The sequence below is a fragment of the Anaerococcus octavius genome (assembly GCF_900445265.1).
Taxonomy (GTDB): domain Bacteria; phylum Bacillota; class Clostridia; order Tissierellales; family Peptoniphilaceae; genus Anaerococcus; species Anaerococcus octavius.
On the sequence record NZ_UFTA01000002.1, the window covers coordinates 1,189,738 to 1,215,736 of the forward strand.

At 30.9% G+C, this 25,999-nt stretch carries 29 protein-coding genes and 1 riboswitch; of the genes, 3 read left to right on the forward strand and 26 right to left on the reverse strand.

What is annotated here, in order from left to right; all coding sequences use genetic code 11:
• Positions 1-166: 166 nt before the first annotated feature.
• From pstA to DY249_RS05890, 4 genes are all read right to left on the reverse strand, one after another.
• A complete protein-coding gene (gene pstA, locus DY249_RS05875) occupies positions 167-979 on the reverse strand; it encodes a phosphate ABC transporter permease PstA (protein WP_101539350.1) in 813 nt (270 codons plus the stop codon).
• 19 nt (positions 980-998) lie between these two features.
• Positions 999-1,859: a phosphate ABC transporter permease subunit PstC gene (gene pstC, locus DY249_RS05880; protein WP_101539351.1), complete on the reverse strand. Its 861-nt coding sequence runs from the start codon at positions 1,857-1,859 to the stop codon at positions 999-1,001.
• 4 nt (positions 1,860-1,863) lie between these two features.
• On the reverse strand, positions 1,864-2,883 hold the full coding sequence (locus DY249_RS05885) for a substrate-binding domain-containing protein (RefSeq protein ID WP_101539352.1): 1,020 nt from the start codon (positions 2,881-2,883) through the stop codon (positions 1,864-1,866).
• Positions 2,884-3,041: 158 nt separating this feature from the next.
• Positions 3,042-4,397, reverse strand: a complete 1,356-nt coding sequence (locus DY249_RS05890) for a uracil-xanthine permease family protein (protein ID WP_115595503.1) — start codon at positions 4,395-4,397, stop codon at positions 3,042-3,044.
• Between the two features lie 220 nt (positions 4,398-4,617).
• On the opposite strand from DY249_RS05890, the gene asnA reads away from it, so the two are divergent.
• Positions 4,618-5,631: an aspartate--ammonia ligase gene (gene asnA / locus DY249_RS05895; protein ID WP_115595504.1), complete on the forward strand. Its 1,014-nt coding sequence runs from the start codon at positions 4,618-4,620 to the stop codon at positions 5,629-5,631.
• Positions 5,632-5,660: 29 nt separating this feature from the next.
• On the opposite strand, the gene DY249_RS05900 is transcribed toward asnA, so the two are convergent.
• From DY249_RS05900 to srtB, 18 genes are all read right to left on the reverse strand, one after another.
• Positions 5,661-6,398, reverse strand: a complete 738-nt coding sequence (locus DY249_RS05900) for an ABC transporter ATP-binding protein (protein WP_101539355.1) — start codon at positions 6,396-6,398, stop codon at positions 5,661-5,663.
• Positions 6,395-7,489: an ABC transporter substrate-binding protein gene (locus DY249_RS05905; RefSeq protein ID WP_115595505.1), complete on the reverse strand. Its 1,095-nt coding sequence runs from the start codon at positions 7,487-7,489 to the stop codon at positions 6,395-6,397. The genes DY249_RS05900 and DY249_RS05905 overlap by 4 nt, the downstream gene beginning before the upstream one ends.
• Before the next feature lie 3 nt (positions 7,490-7,492).
• Positions 7,493-8,266 (reverse strand): ABC transporter permease, encoded by a 774-nt coding sequence (locus tag DY249_RS05910; protein WP_245943538.1) that lies wholly within the window; start codon positions 8,264-8,266, stop codon positions 7,493-7,495.
• On the reverse strand, positions 8,235-8,528 hold the full coding sequence (locus DY249_RS05915) for a thiamine-binding protein (protein ID WP_101539358.1): 294 nt from the start codon (positions 8,526-8,528) through the stop codon (positions 8,235-8,237). Before DY249_RS05915 ends, DY249_RS05910 begins: the two co-directional genes overlap by 32 nt.
• A gap of 194 nt (positions 8,529-8,722) precedes the next feature.
• Positions 8,723-8,818, reverse strand: a riboswitch (TPP riboswitch).
• Between the two features lie 37 nt (positions 8,819-8,855).
• Positions 8,856-10,658: a DNA helicase RecQ gene (recQ, locus tag DY249_RS05920; protein WP_115595507.1), complete on the reverse strand. Its 1,803-nt coding sequence runs from the start codon at positions 10,656-10,658 to the stop codon at positions 8,856-8,858.
• Positions 10,659-10,695: 37 nt separating this feature from the next.
• Positions 10,696-11,892, reverse strand: a complete 1,197-nt coding sequence (locus DY249_RS05925; protein ID WP_115595508.1) for a DUF4097 family beta strand repeat-containing protein — start codon at positions 11,890-11,892, stop codon at positions 10,696-10,698.
• Complete coding sequence (locus DY249_RS05930; protein ID WP_115595509.1) at positions 11,882-12,313, reverse strand: hypothetical protein; 432 nt, start codon at positions 12,311-12,313, stop codon at positions 11,882-11,884. Before DY249_RS05930 ends, DY249_RS05925 begins: the two co-directional genes overlap by 11 nt.
• Positions 12,306-13,049: a tRNA pseudouridine(38-40) synthase TruA gene (truA, locus tag DY249_RS05935; RefSeq protein ID WP_115595510.1), complete on the reverse strand. Its 744-nt coding sequence runs from the start codon at positions 13,047-13,049 to the stop codon at positions 12,306-12,308. Before truA ends, DY249_RS05930 begins: the two co-directional genes overlap by 8 nt.
• Positions 13,046-13,840, reverse strand: a complete 795-nt coding sequence (locus DY249_RS05940) for an energy-coupling factor transporter transmembrane component T family protein (protein WP_101539363.1) — start codon at positions 13,838-13,840, stop codon at positions 13,046-13,048. The genes truA and DY249_RS05940 overlap by 4 nt, the downstream gene beginning before the upstream one ends.
• Positions 13,833-14,690, reverse strand: a complete 858-nt coding sequence (locus DY249_RS05945) for an energy-coupling factor transporter ATPase (protein WP_115595511.1) — start codon at positions 14,688-14,690, stop codon at positions 13,833-13,835. The genes DY249_RS05940 and DY249_RS05945 overlap by 8 nt, the downstream gene beginning before the upstream one ends.
• Complete coding sequence (locus tag DY249_RS05950; RefSeq protein ID WP_115595512.1) at positions 14,687-15,508, reverse strand: energy-coupling factor transporter ATPase; 822 nt, start codon at positions 15,506-15,508, stop codon at positions 14,687-14,689. Before DY249_RS05950 ends, DY249_RS05945 begins: the two co-directional genes overlap by 4 nt.
• A gap of 8 nt (positions 15,509-15,516) precedes the next feature.
• Entirely contained in the window at positions 15,517-16,935 is a 1,419-nt protein-coding gene (locus DY249_RS05955) for a L,D-transpeptidase family protein (protein ID WP_245943540.1), read from the reverse strand.
• A complete protein-coding gene (locus DY249_RS05960; protein ID WP_115595513.1) occupies positions 16,932-18,071 on the reverse strand; it encodes a THUMP domain-containing class I SAM-dependent RNA methyltransferase in 1,140 nt (379 codons plus the stop codon). The genes DY249_RS05955 and DY249_RS05960 overlap by 4 nt, the downstream gene beginning before the upstream one ends.
• An 82-nt stretch (positions 18,072-18,153) precedes the next feature.
• Positions 18,154-18,975 carry an alpha/beta hydrolase family protein gene (locus DY249_RS05965; RefSeq protein WP_115595514.1) on the reverse strand — a complete coding sequence of 274 codons (822 nt, stop codon included), beginning with the start codon at positions 18,973-18,975 and terminating at the stop codon, positions 18,154-18,156.
• A 1-nt stretch (position 18,976) separates the two neighbouring features.
• On the reverse strand, positions 18,977-20,356 hold the full coding sequence (locus DY249_RS05970; protein WP_101539368.1) for an NAD(P)/FAD-dependent oxidoreductase: 1,380 nt from the start codon (positions 20,354-20,356) through the stop codon (positions 18,977-18,979).
• 66 nt (positions 20,357-20,422) lie between these two features.
• Positions 20,423-20,968: a TIGR01440 family protein gene (locus DY249_RS05975; protein WP_101539369.1), complete on the reverse strand. Its 546-nt coding sequence runs from the start codon at positions 20,966-20,968 to the stop codon at positions 20,423-20,425.
• Positions 20,969-21,175: 207 nt separating this feature from the next.
• Positions 21,176-22,081 carry a DNA-3-methyladenine glycosylase family protein gene (locus DY249_RS05980; RefSeq protein WP_115595515.1) on the reverse strand — a complete coding sequence of 302 codons (906 nt, stop codon included), beginning with the start codon at positions 22,079-22,081 and terminating at the stop codon, positions 21,176-21,178.
• The gene (gene srtB, locus DY249_RS05985; RefSeq protein ID WP_101539371.1) at positions 22,078-22,857 is read right to left on the reverse strand and encodes a class B sortase; all 780 of its coding nucleotides are present in this window, start codon (positions 22,855-22,857) and stop codon (positions 22,078-22,080) included. The genes DY249_RS05980 and srtB overlap by 4 nt, the downstream gene beginning before the upstream one ends.
• A gap of 83 nt (positions 22,858-22,940) precedes the next feature.
• Between srtB and DY249_RS05990 the strand changes: the two genes are divergently transcribed.
• Positions 22,941-23,174: a glutaredoxin family protein gene (locus DY249_RS05990; RefSeq protein ID WP_101539372.1), complete on the forward strand. Its 234-nt coding sequence runs from the start codon at positions 22,941-22,943 to the stop codon at positions 23,172-23,174.
• A gap of 49 nt (positions 23,175-23,223) precedes the next feature.
• On the forward strand, positions 23,224-24,045 hold the full coding sequence (locus tag DY249_RS05995; protein WP_101539373.1) for an HAD family hydrolase: 822 nt from the start codon (positions 23,224-23,226) through the stop codon (positions 24,043-24,045).
• Positions 24,046-24,076: 31 nt separating this feature from the next.
• Here the strand turns inward: DY249_RS05995 and DY249_RS06000 are convergent, their stop codons facing one another.
• The 4 genes from DY249_RS06000 to DY249_RS06015 all read right to left on the reverse strand — a co-directional run bounded on the left by DY249_RS06000 (position 24,077) and on the right by DY249_RS06015 (position 25,948).
• On the reverse strand, positions 24,077-24,349 hold the full coding sequence (locus DY249_RS06000) for a hypothetical protein (protein ID WP_101539374.1): 273 nt from the start codon (positions 24,347-24,349) through the stop codon (positions 24,077-24,079).
• Between the two features lie 84 nt (positions 24,350-24,433).
• On the reverse strand, positions 24,434-25,141 hold the full coding sequence (locus tag DY249_RS06005) for an aldose epimerase family protein (protein WP_115595516.1): 708 nt from the start codon (positions 25,139-25,141) through the stop codon (positions 24,434-24,436).
• On the reverse strand, positions 25,138-25,647 hold the full coding sequence (locus DY249_RS06010) for a ferritin (protein WP_101539376.1): 510 nt from the start codon (positions 25,645-25,647) through the stop codon (positions 25,138-25,140). The genes DY249_RS06005 and DY249_RS06010 overlap by 4 nt, the downstream gene beginning before the upstream one ends.
• Entirely contained in the window at positions 25,640-25,948 is a 309-nt protein-coding gene (locus DY249_RS06015) for a hypothetical protein (protein WP_115595517.1), read from the reverse strand. Before DY249_RS06015 ends, DY249_RS06010 begins: the two co-directional genes overlap by 8 nt.
• Positions 25,949-25,999: the final 51 nt, after the last annotated feature.

The window sequence follows — 25,999 nt, forward strand, 5'->3', positions numbered from 1 at the left end:
GAGCATTATCTAGATTAGAAGCTGTATCAATATTAGTTTTATTAACCTCACTAATATCAGATGTATTTTTATCATTTACATCTGAATTATTTTCTAGATTTTCATCTACTCTAGCCTTTCTTTTATCGGAAGGTCCGAATGTCTTTTTATCCATTTATTTCTCCTCTTAGTTAACTAAGCTTTTAGTAATTTTTCCTGATATCCAGTTAATTAATATAACGAATACCAATAGTAAAACTGCAGTAGCGTAAGCTTCATTTACGTGGAAACCCTCTGAAGAAAGCATATACATGTGTACTGCTAGTGTTCTTGCTGAACTTCCTACATTTTTTGGTATAGATGGTTGGGTACCCATTGTATAAATTAATGCTGCTGATTCTCCAACAATTCTTCCTGTTGCTAGGAATATACCACCTAGAATACCATCCATGGCTTCTGGTAATACAACTTTAAAAATAGTTTGTATTTTTGTAGCACCAAGAGCTAGAGAAGCATGAGCTTGAAGTGGATTTACTGTTAAAATCGCTTCTTCTGTAGTTCTAATTATTGTTGGCAAAATCATAATAGCTACTGTAAGACAACCAGCTATTAGAGAATACCCCATACCTAAACCTAAATTTGCATCTGTTACGAAAAATAAATATCCAAATAATCCATAAACAATAGATGGAATTGAAGATAAAATTTCAGTAGCAAATCTTACAGCTTTTATTGCATATTTGTTCTCAGCATAATTTGATAAGTATATAGCTGTAAAAATACCAATAGGTAAAGTAATAAGTAATGTTAAAATTATAGTAAATAATGTCGCTATCAATGATGGCATTATTGAAACGTTAGTTGAAGTGTATTTCCATTCAAAAAGTGAAGGCGATATGTTTGGTATACCTTGAGTTAAGATGTAAAGAATAATTATCCCACCAAAAGCATATGCCAATACTGTAAATAGCCATACAAAAATTTTATAAGCTTTAGTCATATATACTCCTAGTTAATAATTAATACTTTTGTTGGTTTTTACTTCTTATGATATTAAATATAATATTTATTAATAAAATAAAGAAGAATAAAACCATGCCTGTTGCAATTAACGATTCTCTGTGCATACCAGATGCGTAACCCATTTCAAGAACGATATTTGTTGTTAATGTACGAGATCCATCTAAAATAGAACCTGGCATTCTTGGTTGGTTACCTACAACTAAGTAAACCGCCATTGTTTCACCTATAGCACGACCAATAGCTAGGATTATTGAAGAAAAAATACCGCTTTTAGCATAAGGAATCATAACATGATGAATAGTTTCTTCTTTTGTAGCCCCAAGTGCTAGAGATCCAGTATAAAATACTTTTGGTACTTGGCGAAGAGAGTTTTCTGAAATATTTACCATGGTAGGTAAAATCATAATACTTAGCAATATAGATGCTGTGAGCATATTAAATTGAGCTGTATGGAATATTTTGCCAATTCTAGGTGCTAATACAACCATAGCAAAGAAACCATATACTACTGAAGGGATAGCTGCCAATAAATTTATTAATGATTTGAGAAAGTTATAACTTTTATCAGCATAATAAGCCATAAATATAGACACTGCTAGACCAAATGGTAGGGCTATCAGAGTGGATAAGCCTGTAACAATAAGAGAGCCTACAATCATAGGCAAGATTCCAAAGCTTGCTGGTTTTGCTGTAGGCGCCCATTTTTCTCCCGTTATAAACGGAACAAGTCCGTATTTACTTACGAATTTTATTCCTGATCTAAAGATAAAGAATATAATTAAAAATATAAGTATTACGGACATTGCTGCTGATATAAGGAATAAGATTTCACCAAATCTTTCCTTTGTATTTTTCATTTTTTTAGTTTAAATCTCCAGTATTTTTAAGTTCGCCTGAAAAGATGTCTTTAAGTTGATCTACTGTTAAGTCTTCAACTTTGCTATCTTTATTAACAATAACAGCGATTCCGTCTGTTGCGATTACTTCTGGTTTCAATTCATCTTTTTCTTCATCTTTTAAGTCTCTTGAAGCCATAGCAATATTTGCTGCTCCATCAATAACTGCTTCAATGCCTGCAGATGAACCATTAGATTGTAATTCAATGCTTACATCTGGGTTAAGTTCTTGGTATGCTTCGATGAATTTTTCCATTAATGGAGTTACAGATGTAGAACCTGCTACTGTGATTGATCCTTTTAATCCTTCTGGAGCTTTGTATTCTTCAGCTTCTTTTAAAGGTACATAGCCTTCTTCCTTTACAATATCTTGAGCTTCTTTTGATAGACAGTAATCTAAGAAGTCTTTAGAAACATCATCTAGTCCATCTTCTTTGTATGCAAGGTTGAATGGTCTTGAGATTTTGTAATCTCCAGATTCGATATTTTCTTCTGTTGCTTCTATACCTTCAACTTTAACTGCTTTTACTGTATCATTTAATGAACCAAGTGATATATATCCTATAGCAGTTGGATCTTGAGCCACAGTTGTCATAACTCCGTTTGTTGAGTTTTGAACAACAGCGTCTGTAGTTGTTTTATCTTCTTTGCTTCCGTCTGAAGCTTCTTCTTCAAGACCAACAAGTTCGATGAAAGCTCCTCTTGTACCTGAACCATCTTCTCTTGATACTACTGTAAAGTCATAGTCTTCAGCATTAGCTGTATCAGAGTCTTCTGATTTATCATCATCTTTTGCTTCATCAGCTGTATCATCTGTTTTTTCATCTTCTTTGTTAGAATCATCAGTTGTTTCAGCTGCATTATCTGTTGTTTCTGTAGAATTTTGATCTTCAGCTTTATTATCTTCGTTATTGTTACCACATGCTGTTAGAACTAATCCTAGGGATAGTGCTGCAGCAATAATTTTTGAATTTTTAAGTGTCATGAAAAATCTCCTTATAGTTTCCATATATTTCTTTACTTCAGTATTCTACATAAACTTTATTTAATCTATTTTAAAGTTTTGTAAAGTTTATGTAAAATTCGCCCTTAACATTAGCTTTTCCTACATTATCTATATACCCACTTAAAAATTTTAAAACATCAAGCCTTATCTTCTTCTTTTTCTGGTATAGCTAGGTTCATTAAAAAGGCAAATAAAGTTGTAAGAACTACTGGTGATGACCCTATAGCTACTTCTAAACTTTCTGGCATAAATGTTACTCCTGCATTATGAGCTGCAGTAACAACCTGTGTAAAACCAAATCCGATTGCAACAGATACACCTACTATATATGTATTCCTCATAGAAAGTGGTTGGCTAGTTATCATTCTAATTCCATTCATTGTTATAGCTGCAAAAACTGAAATAGTAGCTCCACCTATAACTGGATAAGGAATTGTAAGTAAAAGCGATGAGAATTTTGGTACAAGACCTGCTATTAAAATCATAATAGATGAAGTAATAAATACTTTTTTGTTAATTACCTTATTAATAGAAACAATACCTGCATTTTGGGAAAAAGTTGCTGTTGGTAGAGTACCAATAAACGCTCCAAGCATATTAGCTAGAGAAAAACCCATTATTCCTCCACGCAACTCATCATCTGTTGCCGGTCTATCCATACCACCTATAGTTGTTGAGTTCATATCTCCTATACCTTCAATACAAGAAACTATGAAAATAATTATAAAGGCAGCTATAGCTGATGGCTCAAATTTTATACCAAAATACATTGGTCTTATAAAAGAAAACCAATTTGCATCACTTACAGGAGTCAAATCTACATATCCCATAAAAAATGCCAAAATATAGCCAACAATCATTGAAAGTAAAACTGATGCTAAAGAAACCATTCCCTTACCAAAATGGGTGAATATAATATTTGCAAGAAGGGTAACAGCTGCAATAAACCAATATTGCCATGATCCCCAACCAGCCATACTAACATCTCCACCACCACCCATATAATTTAAAGCTACTGGGTATAGTGAAAGACCTATTGATAAAACAACAGTACCAGCTACTAGTGGTGGGAAATATGGCAAAACATATTTAAGAGCAAATCCAAAAATAAAAGAAACAATAGCAGCAATTAATTGTGCTCCCAAAACAATAGCAACGATACCTTTAGAACCCAAGTTTTGAAACTGATTAGCAAGTGCAATCATAGTTGGAACATAAGAAAAACTTACCCCATATATCATAGGGAGTTTATTTCCAATAAGATGTGCTGGAGCCATAATAATTAAAAGAGTTGTTAAAGCAGAACCAATTAAAGACATTTGTACCAACAAAATAGAATCAGCATATGTAAGTCCTGCAGCTCCTGCAAAAATTAAAGTTGGTGCTATACAACCTGCAATCATTGCAATAAGGTGTTCAAAAGCTAGAGGCAATGATTGTTTTAAACTAATAGTTCCATCATTAGTAAATAAATTAGAATAATTTTTATCCATTATCTCTCCTTAACATTTAAATATAAAAAGTAACAGCCGACAGATTAACCTCCTTAATAATAATCTGTTTTTATTTTATAACAATTTTATAAAAAATTTTTGTATATAATTGGTAAAATATAAAATTTTATTAAAAATGAGTAGCTAAAAACGTTATCCTTGACAACAAATTGTAAAAAATTATAATCATTAAGTAATTACAGAGAAAAAGAGGTTTTATATGAGCAAAATAATAGTACCAGAAGGGTACATATCAGATCCAGATTTATATACTACACAATTGCTAATAAAAGAAATAAAAGATTACTTTCAAATAAATTTGGCAAATAATTTAAATTTAAAAAGAGTATCTGCACCTTTATTTGTATCAACAGACTCAGGTCTAAATGATAACTTAAACGGTTTTGAAGGTCCAGTTATTTTTGATGTACCAGAAGCAAATAATGAAGAACTTGAAATAGTTCACTCTCTTGCAAAATGGAAACGCTATGCCCTAAAAAATTACAATTTTAAAATGCATGAGGGTCTATATACAGATATGAATGCTATACGTCGTTGTGAGGTTCCTGATAATACACATTCATTTTATGTAGACCAATGGGACTGGGAATTAATAATGCAAGATGATGAACGCAGCGAAGAGTATTTAAAAAAAGTAGTAAATGTTATTTATCGTACTTTAAAATCTTTGGATGAATATCTTTGCAACTTAGTTCCACAAAGGCACAAACTATTAAAAGATCAAATTACATTTATAACTAGTCAAGAACTTTTAGACAAGTATCCTGATATAGAAGATTCTACAGAGCGTGAAAGACTTGCAGTTAAAGAATATGGTGCTATATTTTTAATGCAAATCGGAACTACTCTTTCAAATGGCAAAAAACACGATAATAGAGCACCAGACTATGATGATTGGTTACTAAATGGCGATTTAATAGTTTATAACCCTATTTTAGATGATCAATTAGAATTATCATCTATGGGTATTAGAGTAAATCCTGATAGATTAAACGAACAATTAAAACAATCCGATAAACTTGATAGATTAAAATATAACTACCACCAAATGCTAATTGATGGCAAATTACCTCAAACCGTTGGTGGCGGTATAGGTCAATCAAGACTTTGTATGTTCTTTTTACAAAAAGCTCACATTGGTGAAGTACAAGTTTCTTATTGGCCAGATGATTACAGAATGGCTCTAGAAAATAAGGGAGTTACATTATTGTAAAAAAAGATTCGGTAACCATACCGAATCTTTTAATTCTCATTAAGTTTATTTACAATTTCTCTTTTGTAAGCTAAAAATTCTTCTGAAAGCTTAAAATCTTCATTTCTATTTTTTTCTTTGATGACTATTTGGTCATGTAATTTTCCATCTGTTTTTAAAATTAATATTCTATCTGATAAATAAATGGCTTCATCTATATCATGGCTTATAAAAATGCCTGTCATATCATATTTTTTAATAATATCTAAAAACCAAGTGTGTAGTTTATTTTTTGTAAGCTGATCTAAAGCCGAAAATGGTTCATCAAGTAAGATTAAGGGTTCTTTATTTAAATATGTTCTAAGAAGTGCTACCCTCTGTCTCATGCCACCTGATAATTCTCTAGGGTATTTATTATCTTGATTTTCCAAACCAAATTCTTTAAAATATGAACTTGCCTCTTTTCTAGCCTCATTTTTGCTTACTCCTTTTATTCTAAGGGGCAAAGCAGCATTATCTATAACTTTCATGTGATCAAAAAGCAAATCTTTTTGAAGCATATATGAAACATGGCCAGTTTCTCCTGTTGTCTGCTCACCCTTTATAAAAACTTTACCTTGGTTAGGGAGTAAATTTCCTGAAATTATATTAAAAATGGTTGATTTACCGCTCCCACTTACGCCAAGTAAGCCAATAATTTCTCCTTTATCAACAGAAAAAGATATGCCATTGAGCACATCTTTTTCTCCAAATGATTTATAAATATTATCTAGTTTTAATACATTCATTCTACAAATTCGTTAGTAAACCCTGAGTTTACATCTAATTTTTCATCCACAAGGTCATTGTCATTTAGCCAAGTATAGTACTTTGCCCATCTTTCTTTATCAAAGATACCCCACTTGTCAGTATCTTTTTTATATTCTTTGCTTAAAAATTTTTGTGATGCATAAACTAGGTCTTTGTCTAGGGAATCATCATTTTCTAAAAGTATATCTGCAGATTCTTTTGGGTTATCAATTGCATATTCATAACCTTTGCGTGTTGCATCTACAAAGTCTTGGACTAATTCTTTGTCATTTTCAATTGTACTGTTATTTGCAATTAATACTGGAGTATAAAAATCAAATGTATCATCTATATCTTTAAAGTTCCAATAATCCACTGGATAATCTTTTATATCAGCGTTTACTTTGCCCCATCCTTCAAAAACCCAAATAGCATCTGTTTGTTTTTCTTTTAAAGCTGCTACTTCATCAAGTGGAGTAGATGGTATAAGGCTAAGTTTGTCAAAATCTCCACCATCTACTTCCATAACTTTTTTGATAGTATTTAATTCAACTGGAGAATTCCAAGTTGAGTATCTCTTTCCTTCAAGACCTTTTGGTCTATCTATTCCTTCATTTGTACGTGCCATAATTCCAGAAGTGTTGTGTTGAATAATAGCTGCTATTGCTGTGATAGGCATTTTGGCATCACCAGCTAAAACATTTGCCATGCTATCTTGGTAAGAAACACCAAAATCTGCTTTTCCTGATGCAACTAAGGCTTCTGCACCATTTTCTGGTGGTTGAACTATATCTACATCTATGCCTTTTTCTTTGAAATATCCTTTCTCTTTTGCAACATAAAGTCCTGTATGATTTGTATTTGGTGTGTAATCAAGAACAACCGTTACTTTTTTGAGTTCATTTGTATCTGGATCTTTTTCTTCTTTTACAACTTCATCACTCTTATTTTCTGCTTTCCTACTAGACTTTTTATTATTATCACTAGTAACTGTATTTTTATCATCAGCTTTATTTACATCTTGATTATTTGAACAAGCTGTAAGTCCCATTACTAATGCAAATACAGCTGGTATTAATCTTTTTTGCATATTCTATTCCTCTTTATCTACATAATTCCATTTTAAAATGGATCTTTCAATTATAGTTACAATTCCAACCAAAACCATACTTAATAGAGATGTTATTAATATAACCGCAAACATCTTATCAAGGGCGTAAGCTTTTCTAACCCTGGTCATATAAACACCAAGTCCTTTGAATCCACCAAGCCATTCTGAAACTACCGCTGCTATCACTGCATATGAGGTAGAAATTTTTAATGATGAGAAAAAATTTGGACCTATCATAGGGATTTTTGCGTACTTATATTTATCAAATGAACTAGCTTTCATACTATCTAGTAAAACCATATAGTCACTATCAATTTGTTGTAAGGCATCATATACTCCCATAGCTATAGGATAAAAAGTAGTTAGAACTATCAAAATAACTTTTGGTAGCATCTCATAGCCAAACCAAATTACAAGTATTGGCGCTATTGATACAGTTGGTATAGTTTGTGATAAAACTATAAAAGGATAAAAAGCACTTCTAACAAAATTAAATCTATCCATTAAGATTGCAAGGATAAATCCAAGCATAATTCCTATCAAAAGACCAATTATGGTTTCATTCATAGTTACTAGTGAGTGTTCAAAAAGTATAGCTGATTCTGTTTTAAATACTTTTATAATATCTGATGGAGCTGGCAATATATATCTTTCTACCTTGCCTTTAGCAACTATATATTGCCAGATGATAAGAATAAGTATAAATAATCCAATAGGTATAAGTTTATTTCCTGTATTTTTTTGTCTTGTCTTCAATAGACCATCCATCTCCATTTTTTCTAAAACTTGTTTTTATGTAACAATTTACTCCATCCATATCTTCCTCAAGCATAAGTTCGTGAGCTTTTTTGATAATATCCATAAGCTCATCAAATTCTCCATCAACAGTAGTTTCAAATGCTCCAACTTCGTAGTCTAAGCCAGTTTGATCTATATAGGCAATTACCTTATCAACTTTATTAAAAATATCTTCTCTATCAGTTTCAGGTAAAACTTGAATTGCTATTGATCCTTGCATAAATCCTCCTTAAATAAAAAAGGGACTGTTGCAGAATGAATAAACCGTACCAAAATCAATAGAAGAACCTCCACAGAAATTTTACCTAAACGAGCCGTCAGGCTAAAATTGACCCACCGGTCATGGGAGGTAAAGTTTCCTAAGATAAACTTCTAATGATGGGACGATAGTTATTCATAGTTTTGCAACAGCCCCAAAATAATCTCTTGCTTCCTTACGACGATTTTAACCGCATCAAGTTAAAGGGTTAGTCTGTTGACTTCTCAGCTTAAGCACCCCTAGCCTTGCTTATCATTATAAAACTTTCTTACTTTTTTTGCAATCTTATCAATTACTATCACTAATAAATTCTGAAATTTCTGCTATAAATATATCTCCGTACTGAAGAAGTTTTTTATCACCAACACCTTTTATCTCTAAGAATGCTTGTTCTGTTTGAGGTTTTAAAGTTGCCATATCTTTTAAAGATGCATCTGAGAATATTATAAATGGGGGTATATTTCTATCCTTGGACAATTCTAACCTAACTTTTTTAAGGTGGTTAAATAATTTATCATCATAGTCTCTTCGATTAATTGTTTTGTTTTCCATTTGTTTTACTGGATCAGTTTTATTTTCAAATACAAATACTTTTTCATTATCAAAAAGAACATCTTTTGATTTTTCTGTTAACTTTAAAATAGGATATTGTCCACCACTTACTCTTATATATCCATCTGCAATCAAAGTCCCTATTAGATCCTTTATATATTTCTCATCTTTTTCTTTCATAATGGCAAAAGTAGAAAGGCTAGATAAATTTTTCTCACGTGCATTTTTATTTTTAGATCCTTTTAGGCAATCAACAACTGTTTTTGAACCATATCTTTGATCTAGCCTATAAATGCAAGATAATATTTTTTGGCTATCGATTGTGGCATCAATTTTATCTACTTTACTTAAACAGTTTGAACAATTATCACAAAAGTCCATGCTTTCACTACCAAAATAATCTAAAATAAAAGCTCTAAGACAATTGCTTGTATTTACATAGTTTATAATAATCTGTAGCTTTTCTAACTGATATCTTTTGAAAGCAAAATTATTAGTCTGATTTATCAAAAATTTGTTGATAATAATATCTTGAGCATTGTAAAGTAAAATGCAATCAGCATCTTCTCCATCTCGACCTGCACGTCCTGCTTCTTGGTAGTAAGACTCCATATCCTTGGGCATATTATAGTGTATAACATATCTTACGTTACTCTTATCAATACCCATACCAAAAGCATTGGTTGCTACAATTATTTTTTTGCGATCATAAATAAAGTCATCTTGGTTTTTGATTCTTGTTTTTTCAGCAAGACCTGCATGGTATTTACTTACATCTAGGTTCATTTTTTTCAAAGATTTATAGACTTCATCTACTTTTTTTCTAGTTGATGCATAAATTATACCTGATTTATCTTTATGATTCTTCAAGTATGTTTTTAGAAATCTTAGCTTATCCTTAGGTTTTTCTACAATGTAGGTTAAGTTTTCCCTATCAAAACCTGTTACTTTTACAAAGGGAGTATTAAGCTCTAAATTTTTTATAATATCATCGCGCACTTCTTTAGTAGCCGTAGCTGTAAAAGCTGCTACTGGTATATCTCCCAAAACTTCATATATGGATGGTATTATTTTATAAGCCGGTCTAAAATCATGTCCCCACTGGCTAATGCAATGTGCCTCATCTACCGCAACAAAATTTATATTTAAACTTTTTATAAAATCTATAAAAAAGTCATTTTCTAAACGCTCTGGTGAAATATATAATAATTTTATATTGCCACGGCTAATGTCACTTAAAGTTTTTTTGTATTCATCTTTATTTAAAGTGGAATTTATGTAAGCTGAGCTAATTCCATTTTCATTTAAAGCATCTACCTGATCTTTCATAAGTGATATCAGTGGAGAAATAACCAGAGTAATTCCTTCCATAATCATTGCTGGTAATTGATAGCAAATAGATTTTCCCCCACCGGTAGGTAGAACTCCCAGTACATCATTACCATCTAAAATATTAGTAATTATTTCTTCTTGGCCTGCTCGAAAAGTTTCGTATCCAAAATATTTTTTTAAGTTTTCTTTTAATAAATTTTCTGTCATAATTAATCCTAAAAAAAATAATTAAGCTCCTAAGAACTTAATTATCTTTTTCTTCAGTTTCATTAACTTTATTTTCACTATTATTTTCTTGATTTACATCTTCTTTTGAATCTTCAGTTAAATCTTCTTTATTTTCTTCTTGATTTGTATCAGTTTGAGTTTTTTCTTCGCTTTGTTCTTGGTCTTGACCTGTTTGATCATCCTCTTCACCATCGCTATCTCTAGAACTTTTATTAGTGATATATTCTTCTTCTTCAAGGATAGCCCCTTCTCCTTTATTGAAGCTTATATCACCAACTTTTGTTTTTAAAGTGATGTCTTTTTGTGCTTTATTATTTTTACTAAAGCCATCTTTTATATTTCTATATGAAATATTACCCAAAACAAAATTACCCACTTCTAAACTTGCTTTTACATTGTAATTATCTATAGCATCTGTTGAGCTAATTATAATATCTCCTGTTTGAGTAGTAAAATCCGATTTAGTGCCTAATTTACTATCATTTACGATAATATCTCCAGTATTTGTTGAAAGTTTTGTATCTAAAAGTTCTGATTTGTCAAAAATAATATCTCCCGACTCAGTTGATACACTTCCACCAAAAAATGAATTTTCAAAACCGATATTACCTGACTTTACATTTAAATCTAAATTTCTTACTTCAAGATCAGTTACTTTAACATCTCCTGCTTTGATGTTTGCTTTTATTTCATCTAAGTTTTTATCCATTGGCAAAAATATCCTAAGGATAGGCACCTTATTTTTCATATTTAGTTCCTTACCCTTGATATCGGATTTTAGATTTAGATTACCATTTTCATAAGAAACATCTATAGAATATTCATCCTCATCACCCTTAGATAATTTGGTATATTCAATATAAGGATTTGTATTTGAACGTTGTATACGAATATCCACAGTATCCAAATCAATATTAATTTTATTTACTTGATCTAAATCTACACGCATTATTGTAGATTCATTATATGAATTTTGATCTATAACTTCAGATGTTTGGCTTTCATTCGGATCAGAATTTTGTTTTTTATTTACAAAGTAAAGAGCAGCTATTAAAATAATAACTACTAGGACAGCTATTAAAAGATTTTTACGATTTAAACTTTCTGTTTTTTTTCTTCTTTTGCTTTGATTCTTACTTTCTTCATCTAAAATTTCTTCAAGTTCTGGATCGTATAGCTCTTCTTGATTATTATTTTTATTATTATCTTCCATAGGTTTCTCCCTTAGGCTTATTTAACTGATATTGTAAAATTTGTAAAAACAAAGTAAGGACAAAAATCCATATTATAAGTGGAATATTAAAGCTAGCATTATTAAAAAAAGGCATTAATAATTTTTCATATACTTTGGTTTCTACATCTTTTGATATAAAATATTGTACCATAAAAAACAAACTAATTATATTATATAGGCTTATAAGGATATTTAATATGTGTTTTGTAAAATTTAAGCCCCTATCTTTTATGTATATTGTCGCTATAATTAATAATATGGAAGAAAAAAAAGCAAAAAACATTAATTTTTCTTCTGGCACATATAAAAATCCAAAAACCGCTGTGAGAATCAGCAAAAATATTTTAAATTCTTCCATAAAACTAATTTTTGATTTTTTTTCTTCATTCATATCACTCATAATCTATGCTCCATAAATATAAGCCGCTAGCTGAAAGGGCTGGATTGGCTTTTTTTGTATTATTCGGATCAAAAAATCTTCTAAAATCATCTATGTTAAGTCTTCCTCGGCTTAGCTCAATTAAAGCTCCTGTCATAATTCTTACTTGATTATGCAAAAAGCTATTGCCCTTAAAGTATATCTCAAGTTTATTTTCATTTTCTCTAAAGTAAGCATCTTCTATAGTACGAACAGTATTTATTTTCAAATCCTTATCTACTCTCATAAAAGCCTTAAAGTCATGCTCTCCTTTTAATATATCAAGACCCTTTTGAAGTTTTTCTAAATCCAAATTATAGGTAATTTGTTCCATATAGTTTCTATAAATAGGATGCACTATCTTATCTCTACAAATGACGTATTTATAGGTTTTTGTTTTTGCAGAAAATCTAGCATGAAAAGCTAGAGCTACTTCTTGGGATTCTAAAGATATGATATCTTCTGGTAAAAATGGCTCTATATGATATTTAAAAGCTTTTGGATTAATATTTGTAGCTGTCAAGAAATTTACATATTGTGCATAGGCATGGACTCCTGCATCAGTCCTACCTGCTGCAATTATGCGATTACTTTCTCCAGTAACTTTATGGATTGCTTTTTTGACTTCACTTTCTACGTTTCTTAAATCTTCTTGATATTGGTAACCATGAAAATTTGTTCCATCATAAGCAATTTTTAAGAGTATATTTTTTATCATATATAATGTTTTAAAATTACTAATACACAAAATCCAAGAAACACATATAGAGTAGTATAGTCCGTTTTATCCATAAATATTTCATTTAGCCTTGTACGCTCTTCACCTATCCTATACATTCTAGCTTCCATAGCTGTAGCTAGTTCATCACTTCTTTTAAATGAATTTATAAAAAGTGGAACTAATAGTGGAATCATAGCTTTTGCACGGTTTATTATATTACCCGATTCAAAATCTGCTCCCCTAGCCATTTGAGCCATTCTTATTTTATTCGCTTCATCAAATAATGTTGGTATAAATCTAAGAGAGATACTTATCATCATAGCAAGTTCTCCTGCTGGAAATCCAAATCTTTTTAATGGAGAAAATAATTTCTCAAGACCATAAGTAAGCTCCATAGGGCTAGTTGTATAAGTTAAAATAGATGTTGAAAGTATTATTAATATCAATCTAATAACTGTAAAAAGCGTTTTATATACACCCTCATCTGTAATAGTTAAATGTCCAAAGCTTAACAATGTATTACCAGGTGCAGTAAAAAGGTTAATAATCGCTGTAACTATTATAATAAATAATAGAGGCCTTAAGGATTTAAATACACTTTTTACAGGGATTTTTGCGGTATAAAGCATAGCAAAAAGTAAGATTGCAAATGGAATAAAGGTTATAAAGTCATCTACAAAAAATATTGTAATGATATAGGCAAAAACCCCTATAAGTTTTACCCTAGGATCTAACCTATGCATAAATGTATCAAAGGGTAAGTATTGTCCTATTGTTACTTTATTCATCAGTTACTCCTAAATATTTGCTAAGCTCTTCTACTGCATCTTGTATAGTATATATATCATCTCTTATATTATTGCCTTGTTTTTTATAAGCTCTCATAAATTTAGAAATTTGTGGAACATCTAAACCAATTTTTTCTAAATCAACTTTTGTAAATGTATCATAGGTTGAAGCATTACTATAAACTTCACCTTTATTCATAACAATGACCCTATCTACATACTCTGCTACATCCTCCATAGAATGGCTAACTAAGACAATAGTAAGTTCTGGGTCATTTTCATAAATGCTTATAATCTCTTTAAAAATCTCTTCACGACCGGCAGGATCAAGACCTGCTGTAAGTTCATCTAATACCAAAACTTTTGGATTCATGGATATAATACCTGCTACAGCAACTCTTCTTTGTTGACCACCAGATATTTCAAAAGGTGAAACATCTTTATAAGTTTCATATTCAAGACCTACCTTATTCATAGCCTCTTTTACTCGTATATATACTTCATCTTCTGATAAGTCCATATTTGTCGGACCAAAAGCTACATCCTTTGCAATAGTTTCTTCAAAAAGTTGATGTTCTGGATATTGAAAAACTAAGCCTACTTTAAATCGTATATTCCTACGATTTTCCTTATCTTTGGTATTGATACCATCTACGATGACATCACCATTTGATGGAATCAAAAGACCATTTAACAGCTGTACTAACGTTGATTTTCCTGATCCTGTTTGCCCAATTAAACCTATAACTTCATGGCTACCTATATTTAAATTGATGTCTCTTAGAGCATATACTTCCCCAGGCATACCTTGATTGTAAATATAATCTACATTTTTTATATCTATATTCATATACTCTCCAAAAATTCATCAATACTTAAAGGTAGCTTATCAAATTTTACACCCTTTTTGCTAAGTTCGTAGGCAGTTTCAGTAACTTGTGGAACTGTAAGCCCTAAAGCTTTCATTTGATCGACTTTAGAAAAAACTTCACGAGCCCCGCCTTCTAGGGCAACTTTACCCTTATCTAAAACTATTATTTTATCAGCTATTATTGCTTCTTCCATATAATGGGTAATGTATATTATTGTCTTGCCATAATTTTTATTTAGCTCTTCTACAAGTTTTATAACGTCTTTACGCCCCTTTGGATCAAGCATAGCAGTTGGTTCATCAAAAATAATGTAGTCGCTCATCATAGCAACTACACCAGCTATAGAAACTCTTTGCTTTTGACCCCCAGAAAGGTTGGCTGGATTTCTCGTTTTAAAATCACTCATGCCAACAAGTTCGATAGCATTGTCTACTCTCTCACGCAACTGTGGGTTTGGTACTTGCAAGTTTTCAACACCAAAGGCCACCTCTTCTTCTACAGTAGTTGCTACCATCTGGTTATCAGGGTTTTGAAAAACCATTGAACATTTTGATCTATAGTCCCATATTGAATTATCATCTTTACTATTTAAATCATCTATCCAAATATCACCTATGCTTGGAAAAATTTGAGCATTCAAAAGTTTTCCTAAAGTTGACTTGCCAGATCCATTATGTCCTAAAACAGCAATAAAATCTCCTTTATTGGCCTCAAGGTTTATGCCGTTTAAAGCAAAATGGCTTTCTTTTTCATCATTACTTGGATAAGAATAACTTAAGTTTTCTATTTTAATCATAATTTATATTAGTAAGCCATCCCTGGTGAATTATTTGTGCTTGATTCGTAAACTACAACCGGAGTTACATAATCTACATTTTTAAACAAAGCACCTGCTACTGATGGTGGTAAATTATAACATCCATGAGATCCTTTTGTTAGATAAATATTTCCTCCAAAAGCACTACGCCATGGGGCATCGTGGAATCCTTCACCATCCCAACCTATTGGCATCCAATATGATACTGGTGTTTCATATGAAGTTTGACCATCAAAGTTTAAGCCTCTTAATTTTGTATTAGCAACTTTATTTACGATTTGTCCAACTCCAACATTACTTGCCCAACCATCAACTGGTCTTCCTGAAACTAAATCAGATTCTACAATTAGATTGCCATCTTTATAGAACCATAAATGTTGACGAGAAATGTCTACTTCTACATAGGTATCACCAATATCTCCACCATCATCTGTTCTTACATAGGCAATATTTGAATAAACTGGTTCGATAACACCACTTTTTCTAGAGTTTACTTGTTCATAAATTTTATCAACCATACCCTCTACATCAAGTTTAAAACCATAAACTCCAGGACCTACCACTATTTCGCCAATTCCTGTTGCATTAAATTTACGATTTTTTCCATAAGTATCAGTTTCACTTGCAAGATATTTCGCATATTCATATACTTTATCATAATTTAATTCTGGACCTACATCGTTCATGTCAAATAAATCAAGTAGTGAATCTCCTTCAAGTTTTAAGTCAAAACCATTGAAATTAAATTTAATTGACATGTCTTTTAATTTTTGTGCATCTAATAATGCATCTTTAATTTGTTTTGATTTACTTGTGACTTCTGGATTTACATAATAGCTATCATCTAAATCTAATTCATTACTTTTGGTATTGATATTATCTATTACTGCTTTTTTTAATTTTTCCTTATCAACTTTATTACCTGGGACTTCATCTTCAATATAAAATTCTCCATTTTTCATAGCAATTTTTGCATTTTTGGGTTCGGTAACATTGCTCATCAAACTTGAATTATCGATTACTTTATCAAGTTTATCTTTGTCATAAGATACCTTATAGTCAAAATCAAAATTTTCTTTTTTATTGCCAAACAAAGCACTTGGCCAAGTAAATGGATTTTGATCTATTTTTGCATCGCTAGGTACTTCTGCATTATAATCTATATCTGAAGGATTAATTTTTAAACTTTTATCAGAACGAGCATTTATAGTTAAGCTAAAATCATCTGGTGCTGATTCTAGGGCTTCTTTTTTTGAAGCATATGAAATGTCTTTGCCATTTAAATATGTTCCTGGCAAAGCTATATTTGAAAATATTATTGTTCCTATTAAATAAATTGCTACAAGTACGGAAAGAATTATAAGTCCAATTCTTTTTCCGTCTTTTCCATTTTTTCTTTCAGTCAATTATTTCCTCCCTTATTATCAGGTTTTTTGCCATAATATTGGTAAAAATCTACTTTTTCTCCACCATTATATAGCTTTCTTTTCTTTGAAAGTTTTCTTTTAAATTTTTGATCAAATTTTTCATCGCTAGTTATAAAATAACAAGACCATGTGTTCATATTTTTAAACTTATCATTTATCTTTTTATAAATATCATCAGTATTAGTCTGTGAGAGTCTTTTGCCATAGGGCGGATTTGTAATTATTATTCCATAATCATCCTTTAAGGCTACATTAGAAATATCACGACTAATAAATGAAATATCTTCTTCAACACCAGCATTAATAGCATTATTTTTTGCAAGGCTAACTGCTCTACCAGATATATCTGAGCCGAGTAGATTAAGTTTCTTGTCATAATTGATAAGTGATAGAGCCTCTTTTTTAGCATTTTTATGATGATCTTTATCTATAAAAATAAATTTTTCATAATCAAAATCTCTATCTATGCCAGGGGCAATATTGCGAGCCTTACGAGCGGCTTCTATTAATATAGTTCCCGATCCGCAAAATCCATCAAATAAAAATCTATCTGGATTATAAAAAGATAAATCTACAAGTGCTGCAGCTAAATTTTCACGAAGAGGTGCTTTTACTGTATCCTCACGGTAGCCACGCTTGTGTAATCCTTCGCCAGAAGTATCTATAGCAATAGTAGCTATATCATTATCTAGCATAATTTCTATCTGTACTCTAAATCCAGATTTTTCAAAATGATTTATCTTATACTTTTCTCTCATAGACTCAATTATAGCTTTTTCACTAACTGATTGAATAGTTCTTAAAGAAAATAATTTGGATTTATGACTTCTTGCATTTACTATAAAGTTATTATCCTTAGCTAAAAAGTCTGCCCATGGTATATTTTTTACTTTTTCAAAAAGATCATCAAAATTACTCGCTTTAAAAGAATCTACTACTAGGTAGACTCTATCTGCTTCTCGCAAGTTTATATTTAGTTTTGAAATATCTGATAATTTGCCTTCTAAGCTAATCATCCCATCACTAACCTTAAAGTCTTTATAAGCCATATCGTAAAGCTGTCTTTTAACGAGGGCTTCTAGTCCAAAGCTAGTGGTAATCAAAAATTTTGTCATACCTTTATTATAACTTTAAATACTAATTTTTCATCTTGAAATACTAGTATTTTACAATAAAAAACCACCCTTAGGTGGAATTTTATTTATTAGACTCTAAAAAATCATACATTTTTTTAAAGATTATTTGCCTATGGTCATAATTTTTAAAGGAATGATCTGCCCCTTCTATTTGCTGGTAACTTGCATTCGGATAAGCTTTTTCTAATTTTTCGTTGGAATCATTAAAAACCAATTCATCCTCAGTTCCACGCATAATTAAAACATTTCCTTGATATTTGCTAGCTTGACCATAAATATCTTTTGGCAGAAAATCTCTTAAAAATCCTATGTTTAGTTTTTCACCACCAATATCTACAGCCGCTAAATCATGGGCTTTTTTTAAAATTTCTTTTTTATCTAATTTTATTTCTTCTTCAGATTTTTCTTCTAAAAAGTTTATTCCCATTATTTTTAAATAATTAAGATCATTCATATCACTTGCTGGAGCTAGTAGTACTATGGCTTTTGGATTTACTTTTGGAGCAATAAGGGTAGAAATAACTCCTCCCAAAGAATGCCCAACTAAATAAATCCTATCTCTATCTACAAACTGGCGAAGCTTAGTGAAATCATAAATCATTATAGCTTCTTCTTCCTCTCGGCTAACAGTCATATCATAAAAGTCACCGTCTGACTCATTAGTCCCAGAAAAATCAAAGCGAACTGTAATGTAGCCTCTATCTGTTAAATACTGAGAATTTTGTCCACGAAACCAAGCACTACCATTGCGATCTCCACCAAAACCATGATAGAAAATAGCAGTTGGATATTTTTTGCTAGGATTAAAATCATCAGGGGTATTGACTACTCCTCTTAAAATAATTCCATCTTTTTTTGACATTTGTTCATAGAAATATTGCATGTTACTCTCTTTCAGTTAAGATTCTAGCCATTTGAACACCAGATGCTGATGCTTGGGATAAGGAGTGTGTTACACCAGATCCATCTCCTAGACAGTATAAGCCTTTTTGCTTTGTTTCAAAGTTGCCATCTACATCTACTACAGAATTATAAAATTTAACTTCTATACCATATAAAAGGGTATCATCATTTGCCATACCTGGTGCAATTTTATCTAATTGATAGATCATTTCTATAATATCATCCAATTGTCTTTTAGGCATAACAAGGGATAAGTCTCCTGCTGTTGCATTTAAGGTTGGTTTTGTAAATGATTTTGCCATACGTCTTTCTGATGAGCGGCGACCTTTTACTAAGTCTCCAAATCTTTGCATCAACACTCCACCACCAAGCATATTGGAAAGTCTTGCAATGGATTCCCCATATTCATTAGAATCTTCAAATGGTTCTGTAAATCTATTTGTAACTAGAAGGGCAAAGTTTGTATTTTTTGATTGCAAAGATGGGTCTGTAAATGAATGCCCATTTACTGTTTGGATTCCATTAGTATTTTCTACAACTACTTGCCCATTTGGATTCATACAAAATGTTCGCACTATATCATTGTATTGTTTAGTTTGATACATTATTTTTGCTTCATAAACATCATCTGTAATGTGTTTAAAAACTTCTGCTGGTACTTCTACACGCACTCCTATATCTACACGGTTTTTGCGGGTAGGTACTTTAAATTTATCACAAACCTCTGATATCCATTTTGATCCAGAACGACCAGCAGCTAAGACTAGGTCTTTACAAGTGAAAATTTTACCATCATTTGTTTTTACAGTGTATAATTCATTTTCATAGGAAACATCTGTAACCATAGTTTTAAACTTAAAGTCTATATTCTCTTTTACATAATCATATATTTTTTGTAAAATAACTTTATTTCTTTCTGTACCAAAGTGACGTACTTTTGCATCCAAAAGGTGCAAATCATGTTGAAGACATTTTGTTTTTAAATCATTTCTATCTGTAGAATAAAGAGCTAAATCATTGCCTCCATCAAATTTCATCAAAACAGAGTCAACATACTCCATTAGCTCCATGGCTTTATCATCGCCTATATATTGGTGAAGATCTCCACCAAAACTTGTAGTTATATTATATTTTCCATCCGAAAGTGTACCAGCTCCACCAAAACCATACATAATATTACAAGGATCACAGTGAATGCAATGGTCTACTTTACCAGAAGTAATCGGGCAATTTCTACTAGCTACTTGCCTACCCCCGTCAATAACCAAAACTTTTTTATCAGTATTCAATTTTTTAAACTCATAGGCCATAAAAGCCCCAGCAGCTCCAGCCCCTACAACTATCACATCATAATTTTCCATTATTATTCCTCATTTCTGTCTTTAACCTAAGGTATTATACGATATTAAATATAAATAACAAGAAATTTACTCGTATATAGCTCTAACTCCACCTATAAGTTTTGGACGAGATTTAAGAGCTGTTATCCTTGCTTGACCTATGTACTTTTCTTTTAATCTTAGAGGAACTTGGACAAATTTTACATGCATGCCTATTTCTGTATCGCCAATATCTATACCAGCTTTTGCGTCTACATGTTCAATCAAAACCGGATCATTCATTTGATCATATGCAGCAACAGACATTGCTCCACCTGCATGAAGAGCTGGTATAACTGATACAATCTCAAAATTATTTTTCTCTGCTACTTCTCTTTCTACTACTATAGCACGATTTAGATGTTCGCAGCATTGGACAGCTAAATATATTTTTTTATCATTTGTTATTTTTAAAATTTCCTCAATAACTGCTTTTCCAATATCAAGACTTGAGTCCTTACCTATAGTCCCCCCGGCTATTTCGCTTGTAGATCCACCTAAGACTAAAATATCATTTTCTTTTAAGGATGCTTCTTCAATTAATTCAACTATAGCATTTTTAGTTTGTTCTTTAATTTTTTTAATATCTTGCATTTAATCTCTCCTTGTTTTTACTATACGGTCAAAAAAGATTTTTAGGCAAAAAAATATGGGGCTATTGCAAAACTATGAATAAATACCGTCCCATCATTAGAAGCTTCTCTTAGAAATTTTTTACATAGCCTGCCGGCTAGTGGAGGCAAAATTTCCGTGGAGGTTCTTCTAATGATTTTAGGATGGTTTATTCATTCTGCAACAGCCTCATTTACCAATTTTTTCTTCTCTGCCATAGTAAAACAAATATTGTTGAGCATAACCAGCAAGGTCTCCAAAATAATCACGAGCATAATTATCTACTTGTTTTTTTGGAACGTCATGACCTATAAAAAGTGTTTCCATAACACGTTTTATCCACACATCTACCGGAAAAGTTTCTCGTCTATGATAGGTAAATAAGAGCACACAATCAGCAACTTTTGGTCCAATACCTGGCATTTGCATTAATTTTTCTTTTAATTGTCTAGTTTCTAATTTTTGATCTTCTTTAAAATCTAAAAAACCGTCACTAACCATTTTGCTGGCCTCTACAATTCTTACATCACGAAATCCAACTCTTGCATATTCGCGAAGTTCTAATGGATCTACTTTTGCCAAAACTTCCGGTCTTGGAAATGAATAATATTCTCGTCCCATATATTTGCCAATATACTCTCCATATCTTTCGCTAATGATTCTAATAGATTTTTTTATTCTACTTATACCATTATTAGCAGAAATAATAAATGAGATTACAGTTTCAAACAATTCTTGGTTTAATATGCGTATTCCATAACCATAATCTGTAGCAGTTTTTAAAATTTCATTTTCTGATAACTTTGCTTTTATCTTTCTATAGTCAGTTCCTAGGTCAAAATAATCATAGAATATATCATAAAACTCATCAAGAGATATATTTCTAATCAAAATATCATCTTCTCTTTCTAGAACATTTATAATTTTTCCTAGGTGGACTGCTGTGTATGAGCCATCTTCTTCTATATAAAAATTAAAACACTGACCACACTCAAAAATATGAGTTGGATTGAATGAATCATGAACTAAAACTAATCCTTCATCACTTTCTTTTATATTTATTTTTTCTTTTTCTTCAAATTTATATCTCATTATTTCACCCTAACTGCATGAATAGCAAGTCTTTGATCTGCATAATCATACTGACAAGTTGAAAGAGTAATAATTTGATCATCCGATTTGAATTGATGGTTTGGAAGAGTAACTTCCGAATTACTTCTAAGTTGGTTAAAATATGGCACTACATCATCTCTATTTGTAAAATAAAGGGTTCTGTATGCATAATCAGCAGGTATACCATATGCTGAAAATATTTGATACTCACGAAGCTCGCTTCTAGTTGCCAAATATATAGTTGTATGATTTTCCGCAAATTCTTGTTTTCTATATTGATCAAGTGGTGTAAACATTGAGTTTATTTCTAAGTGGTGACCATATATTACTGTATTGTCATCATTAAAGTCTGGTTTATTATTCATATCAATAAATATCGATCCAGCTATATCATATTCTTTATTTATACCACGATGTAGATAATAATCATTGTCTGGTCCTTGCATAATTGGATATGCTACTCCAACATCTGGAATTTCCATAAAACCTACAATATCATCATTGTTATATTTTTTAGCAAGAGCATCCATTACCTTTATATAATGTTGGTGTTTTTGCTCCCAAGGGTCAGTAGCCATATCAGAAGTATTTCCATCGTCTTGCTCCATATCTTCTACTTCTTTAACAACACTGGCTAATTCTTTATTATTATTTGCATTTGTTCTGTAATCTAGTAGTCTTTTTCCCAATATTCCAATACATGCAAGTATTATTAGGATGAGGAAAAATCTAATGACACTCATTACTTTAGATTTCATCTTACCACCTTTAAAATTTTCTTACTATTAGTATAATATACCATAATGAAGACATTATGAAAACAAATTTAAGGAGAAAAATAATGAATGATTATAAGTTATTTGTAGGTACTATTTGCCCTTACTGCCAAAAAGTAGAAAACTTTATGAAAGAAAACGATATAGAAATTGAAATAGTTAATATTGAAAATGATCGTGACGCTATGCGTGATCTAATCGAAAATGGTGGCAAAAGACAAGTACCTTGCCTATTCCATGATGGCGAATATCTTTATGAATCAGATGATATTATAGAATTTTTGAAAGAAAATAAATAATTTGTTCTATTTTTTGCTCAATTGGGAATAAATTTTAGAAGGAGCAATTATGATAGAACTAATAACGTCTGATATTGATGAAACCCTGGTAGATGATTACAAAAATGTACCAGTAGTAAATAGAAAAGCTATAGATAAAGCCGAAGAAAATGGCATAAAAGTAATACTAGCTACCGGTCGTGGTCCTTATGAATTAAGACAAATCCCCGATCAAGCTGGTGTTATAAGAGATAATAGATATATCATCTGTTGTAATGGAGCAATTACTTTAAAAGCCAAAGAAAAAGAAATTGTAGATTCATTGCCACTAGATTTTGAGTATGTAAAAAATGTTTTTGAGTATGCTTATGAAAATAAACTAGAATTTTTTATCTATACTATAGATTGCAAATATGCTATAAATATAGATCCAATAGAAAAGGCAAATGAATATACAAGCCAAACAAATGTCAAAGAAATAACCGATCATAATATAGATTTTTTGAAGGATGAGCTAATACTAAAGGTTCTTATAAAAAATAAGGATATAGATTTTCTACATTCTTTAGAAGTTGATGTAGCAGAAATAACAAACTATGATTGTGAAATTGCTTATTCCTCAGATTTATATATGGAAATAAATGCCAAAAATGTAAATAAAGCCACAGCACTTAGAAAAGTTTGTAACAGTTATGGCATAAATATGGAAAACACCCTAGTAATTGGAGACAATTACAACGATGTTGCCATGATAGAAGCAGCTGGTATAGGTGTTGCCGTTGCAAATGCCCATCTTCAAGTAAAAGAAGTTGCTAATTTTGTAACCGAAGCTAACAATAACCAAGGTGCTGTAGCAGAAGCAATTGAAAAATACGCATTTAACTCAAAATAAAAAAGCTGACTATATTAAGTCAGTCTTTTTTTTACCAATATTTCTTTTCTTCTGCAAAAAATTTTTTATAGATAAAGTATATTGCCCCACCAGCTATAATAACTGGCAATAGTTGTACTACAATACCTATGCCTAGGCCAAGGACTATTACTGGTAGGAAAAGTATGCCCCCAATTATTAAAAATGGTAATAATAAGGCTTTTCCAACTACTTTAAACACTAGACCTAAAACACCAAAAATAATTTTAAATACTAGGGAAAATATAAATGCACCTAATGCAAAAGTTAAAATTGTAGTTAACATAATCTTTTCCTTTCTCGAGATTTAATCGTAATTTTAATATCCTAATAATATTATACTATATTTTTAAAATATTCAAGTACAACTTTAAATATTTACTTTTATTTCTGCAGATATTTCAAATCTTTCACCAGAAGCTAATTCGTATACATTCTTATTCTCATCTTCAAAACTATTTGCATCATAAGTTGGTTCTACACAAATATAGTCACCCTTAAAGTCAGACCAAATAACATACTTATTAATATTTTCCAAGCCTATTATTTCAATATCATTATTATTGCTAATAAAACTTTGATCCTTACCATCAATATAAATACTATTTAGCAAGGCTTCTTTATCTATTTCTTCATTTTCAATTAATACTGGACTATGGTTTGAATAAAAATATGGATGAAAGCCTGGAGCTATCAATTTTTTCTCATTTGAATCATTTTCAATCTCAAGTTTTAAAAACAAACTAGATTTTTCTAGTCTATAGGTCAAAATAAAGCTAACATCCTCGTAGTCCTCTATACCTTCTAAAGAAAGCTTCACAAAATCTTCTTGTTGTTGAATAATTTTCCATAATAAATCCCTTCCAAAACCATGGGATGGAAGGGTATTTAATCTTTCATCTACGCCAAAATTTGGAGCACAAACGTGCATACCACCACGAATTTTCAAAACATCACCTATTTTTACCATAACTTTAGGAAAAAATACGGCTGTATCTTTTACTTCAAAATTGTCGATGTATGCACCATTTGTATTTACTTCAAGACTGGCAAGTGAATTTTTTAGGCTAATTTTCATACGTTTGCAACATCAGGTGCTTGAGCTGGCTGTCTTTGGCTAAGCTCTTGATCTAACATATAAATTGAATGCCAATCATCTCCAACTCTTTCAAGTCTGCTAACCATTTTTGTGAAATTTTCTTCTTCTTCTACTTGCTCATCTATATACCATTGGATAAATGAAAATACTCTTGCATCTTGCTCACGAGCTTTATCTGCAATTTCTGTGATTCTTTTTGTAACTTCTTTTTCATGTTCTAGTGCTGTTTTTATAACTTCAAGTATTGATCTATAATCATCTTTTGGTTCTGGAATTGCTTTGTAATGTGGTTTATATCCTACAGATTGAAGAAATTTTCTCATGCCTTCTCCATGCATAACTTCTTCTTCTACTTGTATATCTAACCATTTTGTAAAACCATCTAGATCTAAATCATCTGTAAAAGCACTCATTGCTTTATAAATATAAGCTGATTCAAACTCAAAGTTCATTTGTTCATTTAATAATTCTAATACTTCACTCATCTTCTACCTCTTTCATTTCTAAATAATTATCATACACTACATAAATACCGTAAAAATTAAACTTATACTTTAATAAAATTTTTGTAATCTTCGGTATATTTGTCAAAGGAATGTGGATTGTAAATGAATTATTGCCTAGATTTAATATATCTTGGGCAAGCAAAGACTGTTCTTTAATTTCATTAAAAATAGATCTTGCTTTTGCTTTATCATAGCCTATATCTATATTAAATGTTACAGGATATGGCTTTGATAAATCATCTTCATATTCAATTTTCTTGATTAAAGATATATTTTTCATATTACAAGTCCCATCAAGTCCCATAAATTTTATATTATAAGGATACCCAAT

Excerpts from the sequence above, each read along its gene's own strand:
- DY249_RS06005 (WP_115595516.1), bottom strand. The coding sequence starts at position 25,141 with ATGAAAATTAGCCTAAAAAATTCACTTGCCAGTCTTGAAGTAAATACA.
- DY249_RS05890 (WP_115595503.1), bottom strand. The coding sequence starts at position 4,397 with ATGGATAAAAATTATTCTAATTTATTTACTAATGATGGAACTATTAGT.
- asnA (WP_115595504.1), top strand. The coding sequence starts at position 4,618 with ATGAGCAAAATAATAGTACCAGAAGGGTACATATCAGATCCAGATTTA.
- pstC (WP_101539351.1), bottom strand. The coding sequence starts at position 1,859 with ATGAAAAATACAAAGGAAAGATTTGGTGAAATCTTATTCCTTATATCA.
- DY249_RS05975 (WP_101539369.1), bottom strand. The coding sequence starts at position 20,968 with ATGCAAGATATTAAAAAAATTAAAGAACAAACTAAAAATGCTATAGTT.
- DY249_RS05925 (WP_115595508.1), bottom strand. The coding sequence starts at position 11,892 with ATGGAAGATAATAATAAAAATAATAATCAAGAAGAGCTATACGATCCA.
- DY249_RS05940 (WP_101539363.1), bottom strand. The coding sequence starts at position 13,840 with ATGAATAAAGTAACAATAGGACAATACTTACCCTTTGATACATTTATG.
- recQ (WP_115595507.1), bottom strand. The coding sequence starts at position 10,658 with ATGACAGAAAATTTATTAAAAGAAAACTTAAAAAAATATTTTGGATAC.
- srtB (WP_101539371.1), bottom strand. The coding sequence starts at position 22,857 with ATGAAATCTAAAGTAATGAGTGTCATTAGATTTTTCCTCATCCTAATA.
- DY249_RS05915 (WP_101539358.1), bottom strand. The coding sequence starts at position 8,528 with ATGCAAGGATCAATAGCAATTCAAGTTTTACCTGAAACTGATAGAGAA.
- DY249_RS05965 (WP_115595514.1), bottom strand. The coding sequence starts at position 18,975 with ATGCAATATTTCTATGAACAAATGTCAAAAAAAGATGGAATTATTTTA.
- truA (WP_115595510.1), bottom strand. The coding sequence starts at position 13,049 with ATGATAAAAAATATACTCTTAAAAATTGCTTATGATGGAACAAATTTT.
- DY249_RS05930 (WP_115595509.1), bottom strand. The coding sequence starts at position 12,313 with ATGAGTGATATGAATGAAGAAAAAAAATCAAAAATTAGTTTTATGGAA.
- DY249_RS05885 (WP_101539352.1), bottom strand. The coding sequence starts at position 2,883 with ATGACACTTAAAAATTCAAAAATTATTGCTGCAGCACTATCCCTAGGA.
- DY249_RS05950 (WP_115595512.1), bottom strand. The coding sequence starts at position 15,508 with ATGATTAAAATAGAAAACTTAAGTTATTCTTATCCAAGTAATGATGAA.
- DY249_RS05960 (WP_115595513.1), bottom strand. The coding sequence starts at position 18,071 with ATGACAAAATTTTTGATTACCACTAGCTTTGGACTAGAAGCCCTCGTT.
- DY249_RS06015 (WP_115595517.1), bottom strand. The coding sequence starts at position 25,948 with ATGAAAAATATATCTTTAATCAAGAAAATTGAATATGAAGATGATTTA.
- DY249_RS05970 (WP_101539368.1), bottom strand. The coding sequence starts at position 20,356 with ATGGAAAATTATGATGTGATAGTTGTAGGGGCTGGAGCTGCTGGGGCT.
- DY249_RS05900 (WP_101539355.1), bottom strand. The coding sequence starts at position 6,398 with ATGAATGTATTAAAACTAGATAATATTTATAAATCATTTGGAGAAAAA.
- DY249_RS05945 (WP_115595511.1), bottom strand. The coding sequence starts at position 14,690 with ATGAATATAGATATAAAAAATGTAGATTATATTTACAATCAAGGTATG.
- DY249_RS06010 (WP_101539376.1), bottom strand. The coding sequence starts at position 25,647 with ATGAGTGAAGTATTAGAATTATTAAATGAACAAATGAACTTTGAGTTT.
- DY249_RS05995 (WP_101539373.1), top strand. The coding sequence starts at position 23,224 with ATGATAGAACTAATAACGTCTGATATTGATGAAACCCTGGTAGATGAT.
- DY249_RS06000 (WP_101539374.1), bottom strand. The coding sequence starts at position 24,349 with ATGTTAACTACAATTTTAACTTTTGCATTAGGTGCATTTATATTTTCC.
- pstA (WP_101539350.1), bottom strand. The coding sequence starts at position 979 with ATGACTAAAGCTTATAAAATTTTTGTATGGCTATTTACAGTATTGGCA.
- DY249_RS05990 (WP_101539372.1), top strand. The coding sequence starts at position 22,941 with ATGAATGATTATAAGTTATTTGTAGGTACTATTTGCCCTTACTGCCAA.
- DY249_RS05905 (WP_115595505.1), bottom strand. The coding sequence starts at position 7,489 with ATGCAAAAAAGATTAATACCAGCTGTATTTGCATTAGTAATGGGACTT.